The organism is Selenomonas sp. oral taxon 126 (assembly GCF_001683335.1).
Taxonomy (GTDB): Bacteria; Bacillota; Negativicutes; order Selenomonadales; family Selenomonadaceae; genus Centipeda.
The window spans coordinates 1525557-1541118 of the sequence record NZ_CP016201.1 but is presented as its reverse complement, the minus strand read 5'-3'; the positions used below and the strand labels follow the sequence as shown (position 1 = coordinate 1541118).

The following is a 15562-nucleotide window of genomic DNA, read 5'->3' as shown; positions in this document are numbered from 1 at the left end:
TCTCGTATGAGCGTCTGCTGCTCTTCTCGATTCTCTTTAGCTTTGCCGCGTCGAACGTCGGACTCACGCAGATCATCGCCCTTGCCGTTCCATTCCTCGTCGTAATCTATCCGCTCGTCATTGTATTCGTCATTCTCTCGCTCTTTGACCGCGCGATCGGATGGCGCAAAAGCATCTATCAGTGCGCAATGGCGCTGACGCTCGTATTCTCGCTGATCGACGGTCTGCACGCAGCGGGACTGAGCAATGCGGCGATGCACGCCATCCTCGTCAGCTATATACCATTCTACGAGGTTATGATGGGCTGGGTCTGTCCCGCCATCGTCGGTGCGCTCGTGGGACTCGGTGTCTCACTGTTCCAGACTGCGCCTGCGACGGTGGAGGAAACGTAAAAAAAGACTGCTGTACGAGCATTTTCGTACGGCAGTCTTTTTTACGCTCACCGCAGGTGGCGCTTCTTTTTCTTTTTCCACTTGAGGTAGAAATAAATAATGGCAATGACGGAGCAGACGACGAAGATCATGCTCGCCTCATGTCCGTACGCCATGAGATCCGTCCAGTTCTCCCCGAGCATCATGCCCGCGTAGAGGATCGCCGCCGTCCACGGGAGGGAGCCCGCGATCGTGTAGGTGAAGAACCGCTTCGTATCGACGCGCGCAAATCCCGCGGGCAGCGAGATGAACGTGCGGATCACGGGCAGCATGCGACTGAAGAACACCGCCTTCAGTCCGTAGCGGTCAAACCAATCCTGCGCCGTATCGACGTGGGATTTTTTGATGAAGAAATATTTCCCGTACCGATCCACGAACGGACGTCCGCCGCGCGCCCCGACCCCATAGGCGAAAATTGAGCCGAGCAATCCGCCGACCATGCCCGCGAGCAGCGCGCCCTCGAACGACATATGCCCCGCAGAGATGAGATAGCCCGCGAAGCCGAGGATGAGCTCGCTTGGGATCGGGATGCACGCATTCTCCGCTGCCATGAGCACGGCAACGGCGACATAGCCCCACGAGGCGATGAACGAGAGAAAAATCTGAGAGAAATATTCCACGGCAAGAACCCCTTCCCCACATCCTAAAAGCTCTACAAAAAAATCCCCAGTGCACATCTGTACTGGAGATTCATATCCAAGGTGGTGCCTCAGAGCGGAATCGAACCACTGACACGGGGATTTTCAGTCCCCTGCTCTACCAACTGAGCTACCGAGGCAAAAGGAAAAATGGCGACCCGGATGGGACTTGAACCCACGACCTCCGCCGTGACAGGGCGGCATTCTAACCAACTAAACTACCGGGCCGGACTTTGGTGACGCGTACGGGATTCGAACCCGTGAAGCCGCCGTGAAAGGGCGGTGTCTTAACCACTTGACCAACGCGCCGTACAATATGAACGGCGGCGGATTACCCGCGGGTATCCGCCGCACACTCACGAAGGCAATTATATGAGATTTTTGACCGCTTGTCAACATCTTTTATTTGCGCTATAATATCAGCGTTTTAGAGGTTGACACCGCTGCCGAGATTCGCCCACTGGACATCCGAGGCGTATTCCTCGAGTTCGGGCAGCTTCTCCATGAGGTAGGAGTTCGTGACGCGCACGAACGTCCCCTTCATGCCGAGCGACTTCGACTCGATGACGCCTGCAGACTCGAATTTGCGCAGTGCGTTGACGATGACCGAGCGCGTGATCTTCGCCTCGTCCGCAATGCGCGATGCGATGAGTCTGCCCTCGAACTTCCCTTGGCTCGCCAGCTCCTGCAGGATCGCGTGCGCCGCCTTGCGCTCGGAGTACGAGAGTGTCTCCACTGCAATGCGTACCGCCTCGCGCTGACGCGCCTCGACCTCATTGCGCTGTGCCGCGTCGCGCAGCATCTCCATACCGACTACGGTTGCGCCGTACTCCGAAAGCAGGAGGTCAGGATCCCCGAACTCTTTCTTGCCGCTTGCCACAACGAGAGTCCCCAGTCTGCGCCGTGGGCCGTAGATCGGTGTGATGACGATGTTCTGCTCGCGGAAGAGCTCCGCCATCTCTTTTTCATAGGACGCACCTTCCGCATCCACGCGGACGTTGGCGTGCGTCTCCTCCAGGCGATTAAGCCAGTCGACATACTTCCTCGGGAACTGTCCCATCTCAATCGCTTCGTTGACCATGAGGTCGTCATCATCGTCAAAGAGCGCATATCCGCAAATTTTGCCGCCCTCGTCCGTAATGTAGACGTTCGCCTCAAGGACATTGCTCAACACGCGCGAGATCCCGTCGTACTCAACGCTTTCCGAACGCTGCAGCAGACGATTGATTTGCCGTGTTTTTCCCAGCAATGTAATCATCTGAATCCCCCTCTTTCTCGAACTGTCCGCACAGTCCGAAACAAATAACCACACCCCGTAAAAGACATTTTTCCTTCTATAGATATAATACTACATTTTTTCCAAATATCAAGAAAAACTTGAATGTTTTTCATCTTTAAGCGATAAAATCCTACTATCGTCCCATAGGCATATCTGATGGTCTGCAAAAAAATATTTTTACATCTTGCCTAATGAAGGGAATCATAGTATAATAGCACGGTATTGCGCGCGACTTGAGTGAAGTGCGCGTCGAGGAGGTGTAGCAATGGCAAGTGTATGCGAGGTCTGCGGCAAGGGGCCGATGAGCGGCAACAATGTGAGCCACTCCCATGTGAAGACGAAACGCAAGTGGAAGCCGAATATTCAGCGTGTCCGCGCCCTTGTGAAGGGTGAGGTCAAACACGTCAATGTGTGCACGCGCTGCCTGCGTTCCGGCAACGTCGAGCGTGCTGTGTAACAATCAGTGCATAGAAGAAGCCGTCCGGTAGTCGGGCGGTTTTTTCTTTGGAAATGTGAAAGGGATGATGTGATGTCGAATGTGAACGAGATTCTGGCGGCGAATGAACGCTATGCCGCCGCATTTGGAGAAAAGGGTGCGCTGTCGCACGATCCGGCGCGGCGCTTTGCCATTGTCACCTGCATGGACTGTCGCCTCGACCCCGCAAAGTTCGCAGGGCTCCTCGAGGGGGATGCGCACGTCATCCGCAACGCGGGCGGGCGCGTCACGGCAGATGTGATCCGCTCGCTCCTAATCTCCTACGAGATGCTGGGGACAAATGAGTGGTTCATCATCCAGCACACGCACTGCGGCATGCAGGGCTTCACGAACGAGGAGGCACGGGCACGCTTTGCGGCGGATGCGGCGAAGCAGGGAATCGACGCCGTCGAGGCACATTACATCGACTTCATGCCAATCAGCGGGACGATCGAGGAGAATCTCGTGCGCGATGTCAGCCACCTGCGCCATCATCCACTCGTCGCCGCCGCGATCACGATTCACGGCTATATCTACGACGTGCACACGGGTCGCCTGATTGTCTCGGAGGAGGCGGAACGGATTGGGGCGGCAAAGTAAAGGAATCGCTGATAAAATGAAGTCCGTCAGATTGGCACAGATTTTTTCGACCGAACTAGGAGGCAAACCGGACGCATAGCAGAAGCTATGTGGAGGATTTGCCGACGAAGTGCGGGCAAAAAAGATGCGCTAAGATGGCGGTGCTGAATTTATCAGTGCTTCCTAAAGTTACATACGACAGAAACGGGGACACCGACTCAAATCGGTATCCCCGTTTCTTTATCTTCCGTAATGCGTACGGCAGGAAACAATCTCCAACGTGTTGTTTCGAATGCGAAAAATTAATCTGTGTTCTTTGTTAATCCGCTTACTCCAACTTCCCTGAAATCGCTTTTCCTTCAACGGCTCCGGTTTGCCAATTCCTCCGTAGCCATTTTGAACGGTATCCTGAATCAACGCTTTGATGCGATCCATTGTTTTCCATGCCTGAATGCTCCGCCAATATTCGAGATCTGATTTTGACTCCGGTGTGAAGACAATGTTATCGACCTTCATTCACGAAATCCTCCAGTTCATCCAGAGTCATCGAAATCACTTCTCCGCGCTCCAGCTGATCGAGTGAGCGCTCAATATGCGAAAGATTTTCCTCGGAATAAAAGGGGTCAAGCGGAGGCAATGCCACCTTGAACGGTATTGCTCGTTCCTGCGCCACCTTGGCAGCAAACATCGTAAATGCCGAGGTCAGGGTAAGCCCCATTCCTTTGCAAATCTCTTCTGTTGTTTTTTTCAGCTCCGCATCCATACGAAAACTAACCATTGCCTGTGCCATATTCAGTGCCCCTCTCCGTATTTTTGGTATCAACAAAAGTCTATCACATAACGGTCAATAAAACAAACTTTTTCTTCAACCTCATTCATTTTCATTCAAATGATATCATTTCTGTTCCACGCATTCAGCGCTCTCCGCACCTCGCACCAATCGGGAAAGTATGCGTCCATACGTGCGTAAAAGCGCGCATCGTGTCCACGCACCCAGAGGTGCGTGAGTTCGTGCGTGATGACGTAGCGGAGGGCGCGCAGATCGTAGCGCGCAAGATGGAGATTGAGCGTAATTGCCGCCGTTCGGACGTTGCAGCTCCCCCAGCGCGTCTTCATCGCACGGATACGCCACGCGGCAGCGCGCTTGCCGACGATTTCCTCACACGCAGGTGCTTCGCGCGCGATTGCCTCCACAAGCTGCGTGCGGTAGAGCGCCATGATTGCCGCGCGGCGCAGTTCCACGTCGGAATCTACGGGAACATGAAGTAAAATCTGATGCTCCGCGACTTCCGCATACACCTTGCCGCACACAAGTGTGCAGTGGACAATGGGATATGCCGCCCCCCAGAGCGGAATGCGCTCCCCCTCCTCATACTGTGGCTCGGATTTCTCTGCACGCACAAGAAGAAGCCGCCGACGCTCCTCAATCCAGGCGCGTCTGCGGCTGACAAAGTGCTCCATCTCCCTCTGTGATGTCCGCTGCGGCACACTCAGCTCAATGTGCCCGTCGGGCGGACGAACGCGGAGGTAGAGATTCTTGATATTCTTGTAGCGAATCTCAGTCGGAATGCCGTCGATGACGAGCGATTTCTCCCGTAGGAGGCGCACCCGCTTCCTCATTGCCCCTCTTTTGCGCGCATCTCGCGCATCTTTGCCGCGACGTTGTAGATGACGCTCAGATCCTCGCTGTCAAACGTATAAGCCTCGTTGCAGAAATGACATTTCACCTCCGCCTCGCCGTCGTCGCGCAGTGCCCGCAAATCAGCTTCGCCGAGCGTCAGCAGACGGTCGGTGATGTAGTTCTTCGAGCAGTTGCAGCGAAATGCGAGGTCGGTCGTCGAGAGAATCTTTACATCGTCGAATCCGCCGAGAATCCGTCCGATGATGCCCACAGCGTCCATCCCCTCCTCGACCATATGAGAGACGGAGGAAATGCCCTTGAGATTCTCCTCGAGGCGATCAATCACATCATCGGATGCACCCGGCAGCGGCTGAATGAAGAAACCACCCGCGCCGAGACATTTCAGCTCGGGGCTGACGAGGACGCCTAGCCCGATCGAGGATGGTGTCTGCTCGGAGGTGTAGAGGTAGCTGATGAGATCCTCTGCGACCTCACCGTTTGTGATGTCGACGCTGCCCGTGACAGGCTCTTTCAGCCCCGTAAAGCGCGTGACGGAGAGAATGCCGTGCCCGATACCGCCGCCGACGTCGATTTTTCCGTGTGCGTTGAGCGGCAGATTGACATGCGGATGATCGACATAGCCGCGCACCGAGCCGTCTGCCGTCGCGTCCGCCGTGACCGTGCCGAGGGGGCCGTCACCCTTGAACTTGATTGTGACGGACTCCTTGTTTTTGAGATTCGCGGCAAAGAGGAGCGCGCCCGTCATCGTGCGCCCGAGCGCCGCTGCCGCAACGGGATAGCAGTCGTGCCGCCGCATCGCCTCGGCGACGACATCCGTCGTCACCGCCGCATATGCGCGCAACATACCATCTGCCGCCGTCGCCTTAATGAGTTGATCCATTGTTTATCCTTTCACGCGCATAGTCTAGGGAAGCACTGATAAATTCAGCACCGTCATCTTAGCGCATCTTTTTTGCCCGCACTTCGTCGGCAAATCCTCCACATAGCCTCTGCTATGCGTCCGGTTTGCCTCCTAGTTCGGACGAAAAAATCTACGCCAATCTGACGGACTTCATTTTATCAGCGATTCCCTAGTATTTTTTCCTTGCGCGCCATAAGCATAGTACGATAGAAGTCCTTCTGCTGTGCAGACAGGAACTCCTGACTTTCGATAAATTGATTGATTTCATCCGTGTGAATGCGCGGCAGAATCCGCACAAGCGCCGCCGTGCAGTCAGGGTTCACATGTGAGGATATGAAATCAAAGTAGTTGATCTTCCGCCCGTCCTGTTTGAGCGCCGACGTCGGAAAGACATAGATGCGATTGTCGATCTCACGCGGGTTGCTCAGAATCTCTGCCATCTTTTCCTCAGGCATCTGGGGATAGAGACAGGAGCCGCAGTCGTAGATTGGCGCGATGCGCGCAATGCGCAGCTCCTCGTTGACGAGCAGCCCCCAGTTCCCATTGTGTCGGTCAAAATTTCCGAGATAGGCGTCCACGATGAACATATCCCAGAAAAATTCTTTCAGCGCAATGGGATTGATGAGTGCCTGTCGATCTATCGCCTCGAGCACGGCATCCAGCTCTGTGGCATATCCTGAGGAATCTTCACTGCTGCCGCCGATGCAGGCGTTCTTCAACTTTGCAAACTCCATCAGGCGAAAGCCGTCTCCCGTAAAATCCTTACAGGCAACGACCCGCTTCTCCTTTCCCTGTATGCGATAGATGCCATACAGGGTTTCCTGCGCCTGCATGCCGAGGAGTTCGTAGATGTGACAGGCGAGATACTCACTCGGCGAAGCATTCGTATAATATACCTTTGTTTTCTCCTTGGGCGGGAATTTCAGCATATAGGTCGCCCCATCGTAGAGAATTCCTATCTTATTCCCATTCCCGCCTCCGTACGTTCGGAATGGATCAATCTGACATCTCGAAAAATCAATCATAGAGCTTGCCTCACAGATACTTTTCCCGCAGATATGCCGCCTGTTCATGTGTGATCTCGTCATCCCACTCCGCCGAATTGATCGACCCGTACAGTTCGTCATACAGACAGTCGAGATACAATACGTCTTGCGCTAGTCCCTGCTGGAGCGCGTCAATATCGTGCTGCAAATAGGGCGGAAGGTTGACCTCGAGATAACTGCGATCTGTCGGCTTCATCTTTCGCCCTCCGTTCGTCTACCAATCGAGTGCGAGTTCGTGCAGAACCTCGCCCGTATCTATGTCAAAAATCCGAATCGTTCCGTCCTCAAGCACCGCGACGGTGTTGCGCCCGTCGGGACGCTTTGTGAGCGCGGCAGAGCCGGGGTTGAGGAAGACGGTGTTGCCGCGCTTTTCGAGGACGTTGATGTGCACATGACCGCTGATAAAGAGGTCGGCTTTCAGATGCCGCGCCATCGCATCCTTTTCCGCGTCCGTCATGACGGCATCGCCGTGCGTGACGATGATGCGCCGCCCCTCCCACACGACATAGGCGTAGGGGGACATAAGAGGCAGTTCGAGACAGCTTGCATCGACATCCGAGTCGCAGTTGCCCTTCGCGATGATGATAGGGATCTCCGAGGCGTTGATGCGCTCGATCAGCCCCATCGGGTTGTAGTCCGCCTTCATCGGGTTGCGCGGACCGTGGTAGGCGACGTCGCCCGCGTGGAGGATGAGGTCTGCGCCCGCAAAAAAATTCTCGCACGCGCGCACCCACGCGTCCTCATGCCCGTGCGTGTCGCTGATTATTCCGATCTTCATAGGCTCACAGCTTTCCGAGGAGACTTGCCATCTCCATCGCCGCCATCGCCGCATCCGCGCCCTTGTTGCCCGCCTTCGTGCCCGCGCGCTCGATCGCCTGCTCGATGTTCTCCGTCGTCACGACGCCGAAGATCGTCGGCACACCCGTCTGAAGTCCGACCTGTGCAACGCCCTTCGAGACTTCGTTGCAGACGTAATCGTAGTGCGTCGTTGAGCCACGAATGACCGCACCGAGGCAGAGGACAGCGTCGTACTTCCCGCTCTCCGCCATCTTCTTCGCCGCAAGCGGAATCTCGAACGCGCCCGGCACCCACGCCACGTCGATGTCCGCATCCGCCGTCTCGTGACGGTGGAGCGTATCGAGTGCGCCACCGACCAGCTTACTCACGATAAACTCATTGAACCGTGCGGCAACGATGCCGAATTTGAGATTTTTTCCGCTGATATAGCCCTCAATGATGTTCGCCATATGATTTGCTCCTTACTCCTCCATCATCTTCACAAAACGATTGTGCGCCGATGTATTATAATATCCCAGCTTATGCAGGACATACCAATCCTCAATCATAGTTTCCTCAGCAACATGAAGCGCGGACAGAACGGCTCCGGCAAATTCCAGAGGTGCAGAACCATTCGCCGTCACGATATTTTTATCGCAAACAGCTTGTCTCGCCTGAAAATTTGCTGCGCCCCGGTACTTCGTCCCCGTCCACTCCTCAAGCGCAGACAGTCGATTGCCCGTATGCTTGACCGTATTCAACACGCCAATCGCAGACAAAAAAGCTGCCGCATCACAAATACCACCGAGCAATTTCCTATTTTGCAAGCAATGCGTTACGAGAGGAACCACACTCTGTGCGCTCTCTTCACGCCATCGCATTCCGCCGATGAGAAGCAATGCCTCATAATCTTTCGGTGCAGAATCCACCGTATAATCCGGCACAGTCTGAATCCCGCCAATCGAGCGCACTGGCGCGTCGGTGAGTGATACCGTCTTTATCTCGAACCGCCCCTGCCCAAGCATGTGAACGGCTGTCGATATATATGCTACTTCCCAGTCTGCATACTGTTCAAGAAGTACCAATAAAACTATTTTCATCGGCTGTCCCCCCCTTGAACTCGTTATTCGTTGCCAAGCTCTTCGTCGCTGAGCATATGCCCCATTTTTTCCTTCTTGACCGTCATGTATTTGCGATCAAATTCGTGCGTGTGCATGACAATCGGTACGCGCTCGACGATCTTCAGCCCATAGCCCTCAAGTCCTGCACGCTTCGCGGGGTTGTTCGTCATGAGGCGGATGGTCGTGAGCCCGAGATCGGCGAGAATCTGTGCGCCGAGTCCGTAATCGCGCAGATCGGGCGCAAAACCGAGCTCGATGTTCGCCTCCACCGTGTCGCGTCCCTGATCCTGCAAGGCATACGCGCGCATCTTGTTCGCAAGCCCGATGCCGCGCCCCTCCTGCCGCACGTAGAGGACGACGCCCTCGCCCTCCGCCTCGATCTGACGGAGCGCCGCTGCAAGCTGGTCTCCGCAGTCACAGCGCATCGAACCGAGCGCATCGCCCGTCAGGCACTCCGAATGCACGCGCACGAGTACGTTCTCCTTGCCACGCACATCGCCCTTCACGACGGCGAGATCGCAGCGGCTGTTAAGCGAATTCTCATACGCGAGCAGACGGAAATGCCCGTATCTGCTCGGGAAATCCACGTCAGAGATGCAGTGGACGAAGGTCTCCGTATGTTTGCGGTACTCGATGAGGTCGGCAATCGTGATGATGTTCAGCCCGTGCTTCTTCGCGAACTCTTTCAGCTCGGGCGTGCGCATCATATGCCCGTCGTCCGCCATGATCTCACAGCACATGCCCGCAGGGTACAGCCCCGCCATGCGCGCGAGGTCGACCGTCGCCTCCGTATGCCCCGCACGGCGCAGGACCCCGCCCTCAACCGTGCGCAGGGGGAAGACATGACCGGGGCGGCGGAAGCTCGACGGCTTTGCCGCAGGGTCGATCAGCATCTTCACCGTATGGCAGCGCTCAAATGCGGAGATGCCCGTTGTCGTGTCGTACGCGTCAATGCTTACGGTAAACGCTGTCTCGTGGTTGTCCGTATTGTTCTCCACCATCTGCCCGATCTCGAGCTCGTCGAGACGGCTGCCGACGATCGGCGTGCAGATCAGCCCGCGTGCATGCGTCGCCATGAAGTTCATATGCTCGGGCGTGAGCTTCTCGGCGGCGACAATGATGTCGCCCTCGTTCTCGCGATCCTCATCGTCGACGACGACAAGCATCTTGCCGTTTCGCATGTCCTCGATCGCCTGTTCAATCGTTGCAAAATCTGACATAGTATCTCTCCTAAAAGCCGTTTTGCAGGAGGAAGTCCTGCGTGATGCCGCAGCCGCTCGCGTTGGATTTTTCACCGCCAAGCAGCTTCAGCGCATATTTTCCAAGGATGTCCGTCTCGATGTTGAGCGGACTGCCGACGCGCTTTGCACCGAGGTTCGTCACCGTGCGCGTGTGCGGGATAAGACTGACCGTGAAATCCCGCGCGCCCACCGCCGCGACCGTGAGACTGATGCCATCAAGTGCGACCGAGCCCTTCTCCACGATGCCGCGCAGAATCTCATCATCTGCCGCAACCGTCATCAGGATTGCATTGCCCTCCTCGCGCAGCTCTCTGATCTCGCCCACGCCGTCGATGTGTCCGCTGACGAAATGCCCACCGAGCCGCGTCGTCGGGAGCAGTGCGCGCTCGAGATTGAGCGGTGTGCCGTGCGTGAGTCCCGCGAGCGAGGTGCGCCGCAGCGTCTCCGGCATGACTGCCGCACGGAAGCCGCGTGCATCGAACGAAGTTACCGTGAGGCAGATGCCGTTGACCGCAATGCTGTCGCCGATGTGCGCGTCCGACTGGACGAGCTGTGCCCCGATGGAGATATTGCCGCCCGAAAGCCCCGCAAACATGCCGACCTCCTCAATGATTCCTGTAAACATCGCCTCACCCCCCTGCGGTCTGCGGATAGCCCGTGATGAGGATGTCCGCGCCCACCTGCTCCACCGTCATATCCGTGAGACAGAGCGCCGTCTGCGGACTGTCAAAGCCCGTACCGCCGATGGGGGTCGGTGCCGCTGCGCCGCCCATCAGCACGGGCGCGATGAAGGCGTGTACCTTGTCCACGAAACCGCCTGCGAGAAACGACCAGTTCACCTGCGCGCCCCCCTCCACAAAGAGCGACGATATTTCCCGTGCGCCGAGCCAGTCGAGCAGCCGCCCGATGTCCGGGCGCTCCGCGCCGAGCGTCACAACCTCCGCACCGCACGCATGCAGGAGATTCACACGGCGATGATCGGCGCGCTCGCTCACAGCAATCACCGTCGGCGCTGCGCCATCCGTCAGGAGTTTTGCATCAATCGGCGTGCGTGCCTCGGAGTCGAGCACAATGCGCAGGGGATTGTGCCCCATGCGGTCAGGAAGTCGCGTCGTAAGACTTGGATCGTCGGCGAGCACCGTTCCGATGCCGACGAGGATCGTGTCATGCACATCGCGGTATTCATGAACGCGCGCACGCGCCGCCTCGCCCGTAATCCACTGCGACGCGCCCGTATGACTTGCGATCTTCCCGTCGAGCGTCATCGCTGTCTTGAGTGTGACGAAGGGACGCTTCGTTGTCACCCATTTCAGAAAGACCTCGTTCTGCCGCCGCGCCTCGGCCTCACATACGCCCGTCTGCGTCTCGATGCCTGCCGCTTCGAGCATGGCAAGCCCGCGCCCCGCAACGAGCGGGTTTGGATCGGACAGGGCGACAACCACACGTGCGAGCCCCGCCGCAATGACCGCCTCGGCGCACGGCCCCGTGCGCCCGTGATGCGCGCACGGCTCGAGCGTTACATAGAGCGTTGCACCGCGCGCCAGCTCCCCCGCCATACGCAGCGCGTGAATCTCCGCGTGCGGCTCACCCGCCGCGCGATGCCATCCGCTCGCGATGATCGTTCCGTCCCGCACAATCACCGCACCGACGAGCGGATTCGGTGACGTGCGCCCGCGCGCAAAGTTCGCGATCCGCAGCGCCTCGCGCATATAGGATTCGTCAATTTCCTTCATAACAATCCCGTTCTGTTCTATGCCGTCTTGGCAGGTTGATGTTGTGCTCCCAAGCGAACCCTAGTGGAGCAAGTGAGTAAAGTGCGCGGTACGCCCCGTCGGATTTCTTTCGTTCAAGCGAAGCGCGTTTAAGAAGTCCGACGGTATTTAAGCGTACAAGCGCACGATCACTTGCGCAACTAAGCGTTCGCGGGGAGTACAACAGAATTTGCAAAAATAAAATGCCGCCGGAAGAATCCTCCTCCGGCGGCACATAAATCGTCCCAAGAACGCACTGATAACATCATATCAGTGCTTCCTTTCATAGACGCGCCTTTTCTCATCCAGACTGCAAAGGCAACTGCCTTCTTCACTGTCGGCTTCGGAGTTTCACCGAATCATGCCGCTCTCGCGAGTGGCTTGCGGGCTGTACCGCCGGTGGGGATTTGCACCCCGCCTCAAAGAGCATCGTTCGTATGCTATTGTAACACTATGGGTTTGCCGTGTCAATCGGCAATCTTGCACGCGCTGCGCGTTTCCTCCGCGCGCCGGACGACCTCGTCGAGATTCGCCCCGCAGACAGCTGCAATCGCAGCCACGACGCTTCCCTCAACGACAGGACAGTCCGCCATGCGCAGACGTCGCTCCGGCATCTCCTCGAGGATCGTCTCCACCGTCAGGATCGAGCTGCCCGCATCCATGAGGATGACCACACCGTCCTCCGTATACACCGCATCGATAGCCGCGACAATCCGTGCGTAGCTCGTGCCGAAGCCACCGTCCTCCATGCCGCCCGCAACCGCAAGGCGCGCATCCTTTGCCATCATACGGCAGGTTTCCGCGATGCCGTGCGCGAGCGCGGCGCTGTGTGTCACAATCACAAGTCCGACCATATCAGCCTCTCCGACGCAGATAACCGCCAATACCACATACCGCCCCCGCGAGTGCCGCAGGCAGGAGGTATTCCGCCTGTGGTGCTGCCTCCAGGAGCATGATGCCGATCGTACGGTCATGCACAATCATCGTACCGCCCGTCCAGCCGAGAATCGCCGTGCCGATTACGACAAGTACAGGATATCTTTCCATGAGCGTGCCAATCAGCTGACTGCCCCAGACCACAATGGGGATGCTGATGACGAGACCGAGCACCACGAGCAGGAAATCGCCGTGCGACGCGCCCGCAATCGCAATCACATTGTCGATCCCCATTGCCGCGTCGGCAATGATGATCGTCTTGACCGCACCCGCAAAAGTCTCAGCCGCCTCTATGTGCTCCTCATGCCCCGGACGCATGAGCTTCACCGCAATCGGCAGCAGCACGAGCCCACCGAGCGCCTGCAGATAGGGCACGGAGAGCAGCTGGACGGCAAAGAACGTCATGATGAGGCGGATGATAATTGCACCCGCCGTACCAACATAGATTGCCCGCATCCTCAGATGCGCAGGCAGACGATTCGATGCCATCGCAATCACGACGGCATTGTCTCCCGCAAGCACGAGGTCGATGACGATGATCGAAAAGAGCGCCACAAAGAATTGCGACGAAAAGAGTTCGATTTCCACAATTTCTCCTTATTTCGCCATCATCTTTGCAAGCTTCTGCGCAAAGGCAACGGGGTTCTCCGGCAGGATGCCCTCGATGAGCAGCGCCTGCGTGTAGAGGAGGTCACAGTAGTCCTTGAACTCCTCGGAGTCCTTGCCTGCTGCGTGCAACTCTTTCAGCTTTGCAAAGAGATCGTGATGCGGGTTGATCTCGAGGATGCGGCGCGCCTTGAACATTGGATTGTTCATCTCGGCAAAGGTCTGCTCCATCGAGAGCGACGGCCCCGCCTCATCCGCGACAAGGCAGACCGCGCTCGAGCGGAGACGCTGCGAGATCTTCACCTCGGCAATCTTGTCGCCAATCGCGTCCTTCACGTCCTTGATGAGATCGTCGTTCGCCTTTGCGATGTCCTCCGTCTCCTTCTTCGCCGCCTCGCTCTCCGCATCGTCGAGACCCAAGTCACCGCGGCTGATCGAGTGAAAACTCTTCCCCTCGTACTCGTGCACCGTCTCAATCGCGAACTCATCCACGGGGTCGAGCAGGAAAAGCACCTCAAGACCACGCTCACGCAGCTGCTCCATCTGCGGCAGCTGCTCAATCGTCGCCTGATCCTTCGCCGTCGCGTAGTAGATGCTCTTCTGACTCTCCGGCATACGCGCAATATACTCCTTGAGCGAGACGAGCTTCCCTTCCTTCGAACTGTGGAAAAGCAGGAGATCCTTCAGCTTGTCCACCGTATCGCGTCCGGAGTACATACTGTTGTAAATGCCGATCTTGAGCATGCGCCCGTATTCGTTCCAGAACTTCTCGTAGTCCTCACGGTTCTTCTCAAGCTTCCTGCCGAGCGCCTTGAGCACATTTTTCTCCAGCGCACGTCCGATCGTCTTGAGCTCGCGGCTCTGCTGCAAGAGCTCGCGCGAGATATTCAGCGAGAGATCGGGCGAGTCCACAAGACCCTTCATAAAGCGCAGATAGTCGGGCAGGAGATCCTTGCATTTGTCCATGATGAAGACGTGGCGCGAGTAGAGCTGAACGCCCGGCTCGTAGTCCGACTGATAGAGATTGAACGGTGCGCGCGCCGGGATCTCGAGGAGCGCCGTGTACTCCACCGTGCCCTCCGCCTTCGTATGGAAGACCTCCATCGGCGCTTCCCACTCGTGAAACTGGTCGCGGAAGAAATCATTGTACTCCTCCGCCTTGATCTCCGACTTCGCGCGCGTCCAGAGCGGCTGCATCGAGTTCAGCGTGCGCAGCTCCGTCTTCTTGATCTTCTCCGCGCCCTCGATAATCTTGCCCTCATCATCGCGCGGCATCTCCTCCGTCGTCACGTTCATGCGGATCGGATAGCGCACGTAGTCCGAGTATTTCTTCACGAGGCTCTCGAGCTCGAACGTGTCCGTGTAGTCCGTCTCGCCCTCCGTGAATTCCTTCGCGAGGTGGATCGTCACCGTCGTGCCGCGCGTCTCCTTCTCGGCATCCTCGATCGTATAGCTGCCGTCGCCCGCCGATTCCCAACGTGTCGCCTGCTGCTCGCCCGCACGGCGCGTCACAATCGTCACACGCTCCGCGACCATAAACGCCGAGTAGAAGCCCACACCGAACTGCCCGATCAGCTCCTTGTCGGGCGTGCCGCCGCTCTCCTCCTTCGCCTTGGCGAGCTGCTCCATGAACGCCTTCGTCCCTGACTTTGCAATCGTTCCGATATTCTCCACGACCTCCGCACGCGACATGCCGATGCCACTGTCCGAGATCGTCAGCGTCCCCGTCTCCTTATCAGGCACGAGGAAGATCTCGTACGTCTCGTTCCCTTCGAGCATATCACGGTTCGTCAGACTCTCGAAATGGAGCTTGTCCATCGCGTCCGATGCATTCGAAATCAGCTCGCGCAGAAAGATCTCGCGGTTCGTATAGATCGAGTTGATCATCAGATCCAGCAGCTGCTTTGTCTCTGCTTGAAACTCAAATGTTTCCTTTGCCATATTATCGTTCTCCCTTGTTGTTGATGTATTTTGCGTATGCAATCGTAAAACTGTGAGTTATTTTACATGAAAAATGACAAAAAGTCAAAACTTATTGTGTCACCACACCTTGCAAGAGGCACACCCACTCTACCACAGTCGATCCAGTTCATTTTTTTGCGCAGATGATAAAGGAAGCACCGAAACAAGCAGCAGACC

20 protein-coding genes, 3 tRNA genes, 2 pseudogenes and 1 riboswitch are annotated in these 15562 nt (G+C 56.8%); of the genes and pseudogenes, 4 read left to right on the top strand and 21 right to left on the bottom strand.

Annotated features, from left to right (window positions below):
• On the top strand, nucleotides 1–392 hold a 392-nt coding region (locus AXF19_RS15290; protein WP_237141536.1), incomplete at its 5' end, for a branched-chain amino acid transport system II carrier protein.
• A 47-nt stretch (nucleotides 393–439) separates the two neighbouring features.
• Here the strand turns inward: AXF19_RS15290 and AXF19_RS06960 are convergent.
• The 5 genes from AXF19_RS06960 to codY form a co-directional block, all read right to left on the bottom strand.
• Nucleotides 440–1051 carry a DedA family protein gene (locus AXF19_RS06960; RefSeq protein ID WP_066846833.1) on the bottom strand — a complete coding sequence of 204 codons (612 nt, stop codon included), beginning with the start codon at nucleotides 1049–1051 and terminating at the stop codon, nucleotides 440–442.
• Nucleotides 1052–1133: 82 nt separating this feature from the next.
• Nucleotides 1134–1209: transfer RNA gene (locus tag AXF19_RS06955), tRNA-Phe, on the bottom strand.
• Between the two features lie 11 nt (nucleotides 1210–1220).
• Nucleotides 1221–1297 (bottom strand) — tRNA-Asp (locus AXF19_RS06950).
• Nucleotides 1298–1303: 6 nt separating this feature from the next.
• A tRNA-Glu gene (locus tag AXF19_RS06945) sits at nucleotides 1304–1378 on the bottom strand.
• A 118-nt stretch (nucleotides 1379–1496) separates the two neighbouring features.
• Nucleotides 1497–2327: a GTP-sensing pleiotropic transcriptional regulator CodY gene (gene codY, locus AXF19_RS06940; RefSeq protein ID WP_066846832.1), complete on the bottom strand. Its 831-nt coding sequence runs from the start codon at nucleotides 2325–2327 to the stop codon at nucleotides 1497–1499.
• 286 nt (nucleotides 2328–2613) lie between these two features.
• On the opposite strand from codY, the gene rpmB reads away from it, so the two are divergent.
• The 3 genes and pseudogenes from rpmB to AXF19_RS16015 all read left to right on the top strand — a co-directional run.
• A complete protein-coding gene (gene rpmB / locus AXF19_RS06935) occupies nucleotides 2614–2805 on the top strand; it encodes a 50S ribosomal protein L28 (RefSeq protein ID WP_006307492.1) in 192 nt (63 codons plus the stop codon).
• Nucleotides 2806–2877: 72 nt separating this feature from the next.
• A complete protein-coding gene (locus tag AXF19_RS06930) occupies nucleotides 2878–3423 on the top strand; it encodes a beta-class carbonic anhydrase (RefSeq protein WP_066846831.1) in 546 nt (181 codons plus the stop codon).
• A gap of 16 nt (nucleotides 3424–3439) precedes the next feature.
• Nucleotides 3440–3587 (top strand): annotated as a pseudogene (locus AXF19_RS16015) (secretion protein HlyD); the annotation flags it as partial.
• A gap of 55 nt (nucleotides 3588–3642) precedes the next feature.
• On the opposite strand, the gene AXF19_RS06925 reads toward AXF19_RS16015, so the two are convergent.
• From AXF19_RS06925 to htpG, 16 genes and pseudogenes are all read right to left on the bottom strand, one after another.
• Complete coding sequence (locus AXF19_RS06925; protein ID WP_066846830.1) at nucleotides 3643–3918, bottom strand: Txe/YoeB family addiction module toxin; 276 nt, start codon at nucleotides 3916–3918, stop codon at nucleotides 3643–3645.
• Nucleotides 3905–4192, bottom strand: a complete 288-nt coding sequence (locus AXF19_RS06920) for a type II toxin-antitoxin system RelB/DinJ family antitoxin (RefSeq protein WP_066846829.1) — start codon at nucleotides 4190–4192, stop codon at nucleotides 3905–3907. Before AXF19_RS06920 ends, AXF19_RS06925 begins: the two co-directional genes overlap by 14 nt.
• Nucleotides 4193–4287: 95 nt before the next feature.
• Nucleotides 4288–5022 (bottom strand): M48 family metallopeptidase, encoded by a 735-nt coding sequence (locus tag AXF19_RS06915; protein ID WP_066846826.1) that lies wholly within the window; start codon nucleotides 5020–5022, stop codon nucleotides 4288–4290.
• Nucleotides 5019–5924 carry an Hsp33 family molecular chaperone HslO gene (hslO, locus tag AXF19_RS06910; RefSeq protein WP_066846824.1) on the bottom strand — a complete coding sequence of 302 codons (906 nt, stop codon included), beginning with the start codon at nucleotides 5922–5924 and terminating at the stop codon, nucleotides 5019–5021. Before hslO ends, AXF19_RS06915 begins: the two co-directional genes overlap by 4 nt.
• A 24-nt stretch (nucleotides 5925–5948) precedes the next feature.
• Nucleotides 5949–6056 (bottom strand): annotated as a pseudogene (locus tag AXF19_RS16010) (secretion protein HlyD); the annotation flags it as partial.
• 47 nt (nucleotides 6057–6103) lie between these two features.
• Nucleotides 6104–6970, bottom strand: a complete 867-nt coding sequence (locus AXF19_RS06905; protein ID WP_066846821.1) for a HipA domain-containing protein — start codon at nucleotides 6968–6970, stop codon at nucleotides 6104–6106.
• A 10-nt stretch (nucleotides 6971–6980) separates the two neighbouring features.
• Nucleotides 6981–7187, bottom strand: a complete 207-nt coding sequence (locus AXF19_RS06900; RefSeq protein ID WP_066846818.1) for a hypothetical protein — start codon at nucleotides 7185–7187, stop codon at nucleotides 6981–6983.
• Nucleotides 7188–7205: 18 nt separating this feature from the next.
• Nucleotides 7206–7769 (bottom strand): phosphodiesterase, encoded by a 564-nt coding sequence (gene yfcE / locus AXF19_RS06895; RefSeq protein WP_066846808.1) that lies wholly within the window; start codon nucleotides 7767–7769, stop codon nucleotides 7206–7208.
• A 4-nt stretch (nucleotides 7770–7773) separates the two neighbouring features.
• Nucleotides 7774–8238 (bottom strand): 6,7-dimethyl-8-ribityllumazine synthase, encoded by a 465-nt coding sequence (gene ribH / locus AXF19_RS06890; protein WP_066846806.1) that lies wholly within the window; start codon nucleotides 8236–8238, stop codon nucleotides 7774–7776.
• Nucleotides 8239–8250: 12 nt separating this feature from the next.
• Complete coding sequence (locus AXF19_RS06885; RefSeq protein WP_066846803.1) at nucleotides 8251–8868, bottom strand: DJ-1/PfpI family protein; 618 nt, start codon at nucleotides 8866–8868, stop codon at nucleotides 8251–8253.
• A gap of 23 nt (nucleotides 8869–8891) precedes the next feature.
• Nucleotides 8892–10109, bottom strand: a complete 1218-nt coding sequence (locus AXF19_RS06880; RefSeq protein ID WP_066846800.1) for a bifunctional 3,4-dihydroxy-2-butanone-4-phosphate synthase/GTP cyclohydrolase II — start codon at nucleotides 10107–10109, stop codon at nucleotides 8892–8894.
• Nucleotides 10110–10119: 10 nt separating this feature from the next.
• Nucleotides 10120–10755 (bottom strand): riboflavin synthase, encoded by a 636-nt coding sequence (locus AXF19_RS06875; RefSeq protein ID WP_066846797.1) that lies wholly within the window; start codon nucleotides 10753–10755, stop codon nucleotides 10120–10122.
• A gap of 4 nt (nucleotides 10756–10759) precedes the next feature.
• Nucleotides 10760–11863: a bifunctional diaminohydroxyphosphoribosylaminopyrimidine deaminase/5-amino-6-(5-phosphoribosylamino)uracil reductase RibD gene (ribD, locus tag AXF19_RS06870; protein ID WP_066846796.1), complete on the bottom strand. Its 1104-nt coding sequence runs from the start codon at nucleotides 11861–11863 to the stop codon at nucleotides 10760–10762.
• 307 nt (nucleotides 11864–12170) lie between these two features.
• Nucleotides 12171–12311, bottom strand: a riboswitch (FMN riboswitch).
• Between the two features lie 37 nt (nucleotides 12312–12348).
• Nucleotides 12349–12735 (bottom strand): dihydroxyacetone kinase phosphoryl donor subunit DhaM, encoded by a 387-nt coding sequence (gene dhaM, locus AXF19_RS06865; RefSeq protein WP_066846793.1) that lies wholly within the window; start codon nucleotides 12733–12735, stop codon nucleotides 12349–12351.
• A 1-nt stretch (nucleotide 12736) separates the two neighbouring features.
• A complete protein-coding gene (locus tag AXF19_RS06860; RefSeq protein ID WP_066846791.1) occupies nucleotides 12737–13405 on the bottom strand; it encodes a TerC family protein in 669 nt (222 codons plus the stop codon).
• Nucleotides 13406–13414: 9 nt separating this feature from the next.
• Nucleotides 13415–15364 carry a molecular chaperone HtpG gene (gene htpG, locus AXF19_RS06855; protein ID WP_066846789.1) on the bottom strand — a complete coding sequence of 650 codons (1950 nt, stop codon included), beginning with the start codon at nucleotides 15362–15364 and terminating at the stop codon, nucleotides 13415–13417.
• Nucleotides 15365–15562: the final 198 nt, after the last annotated feature.

Excerpts from the sequence above, each read along its gene's own strand:
- AXF19_RS06905 (WP_066846821.1), bottom strand. The coding sequence starts at position 6,970 with ATGATTGATTTTTCGAGATGTCAGATTGATCCATTCCGAACGTACGGA.
- AXF19_RS06880 (WP_066846800.1), bottom strand. The coding sequence starts at position 10,109 with ATGTCAGATTTTGCAACGATTGAACAGGCGATCGAGGACATGCGAAAC.
- ribH (WP_066846806.1), bottom strand. The coding sequence starts at position 8,238 with ATGGCGAACATCATTGAGGGCTATATCAGCGGAAAAAATCTCAAATTC.
- AXF19_RS06875 (WP_066846797.1), bottom strand. The coding sequence starts at position 10,755 with ATGTTTACAGGAATCATTGAGGAGGTCGGCATGTTTGCGGGGCTTTCG.
- codY (WP_066846832.1), bottom strand. The coding sequence starts at position 2,327 with ATGATTACATTGCTGGGAAAAACACGGCAAATCAATCGTCTGCTGCAG.
- AXF19_RS06920 (WP_066846829.1), bottom strand. The coding sequence starts at position 4,192 with ATGGCACAGGCAATGGTTAGTTTTCGTATGGATGCGGAGCTGAAAAAA.
- AXF19_RS06930 (WP_066846831.1), top strand. The coding sequence starts at position 2,878 with ATGTCGAATGTGAACGAGATTCTGGCGGCGAATGAACGCTATGCCGCC.
- AXF19_RS06900 (WP_066846818.1), bottom strand. The coding sequence starts at position 7,187 with ATGAAGCCGACAGATCGCAGTTATCTCGAGGTCAACCTTCCGCCCTAT.
- rpmB (WP_006307492.1), top strand. The coding sequence starts at position 2,614 with ATGGCAAGTGTATGCGAGGTCTGCGGCAAGGGGCCGATGAGCGGCAAC.
- AXF19_RS06885 (WP_066846803.1), bottom strand. The coding sequence starts at position 8,868 with ATGAAAATAGTTTTATTGGTACTTCTTGAACAGTATGCAGACTGGGAA.
- yfcE (WP_066846808.1), bottom strand. The coding sequence starts at position 7,769 with ATGAAGATCGGAATAATCAGCGACACGCACGGGCATGAGGACGCGTGG.
- dhaM (WP_066846793.1), bottom strand. The coding sequence starts at position 12,735 with ATGGTCGGACTTGTGATTGTGACACACAGCGCCGCGCTCGCGCACGGC.
- AXF19_RS06925 (WP_066846830.1), bottom strand. The coding sequence starts at position 3,918 with ATGAAGGTCGATAACATTGTCTTCACACCGGAGTCAAAATCAGATCTC.
- ribD (WP_066846796.1), bottom strand. The coding sequence starts at position 11,863 with ATGAAGGAAATTGACGAATCCTATATGCGCGAGGCGCTGCGGATCGCG.
- hslO (WP_066846824.1), bottom strand. The coding sequence starts at position 5,924 with ATGGATCAACTCATTAAGGCGACGGCGGCAGATGGTATGTTGCGCGCA.
- htpG (WP_066846789.1), bottom strand. The coding sequence starts at position 15,364 with ATGGCAAAGGAAACATTTGAGTTTCAAGCAGAGACAAAGCAGCTGCTG.
- AXF19_RS06915 (WP_066846826.1), bottom strand. The coding sequence starts at position 5,022 with ATGAGGAAGCGGGTGCGCCTCCTACGGGAGAAATCGCTCGTCATCGAC.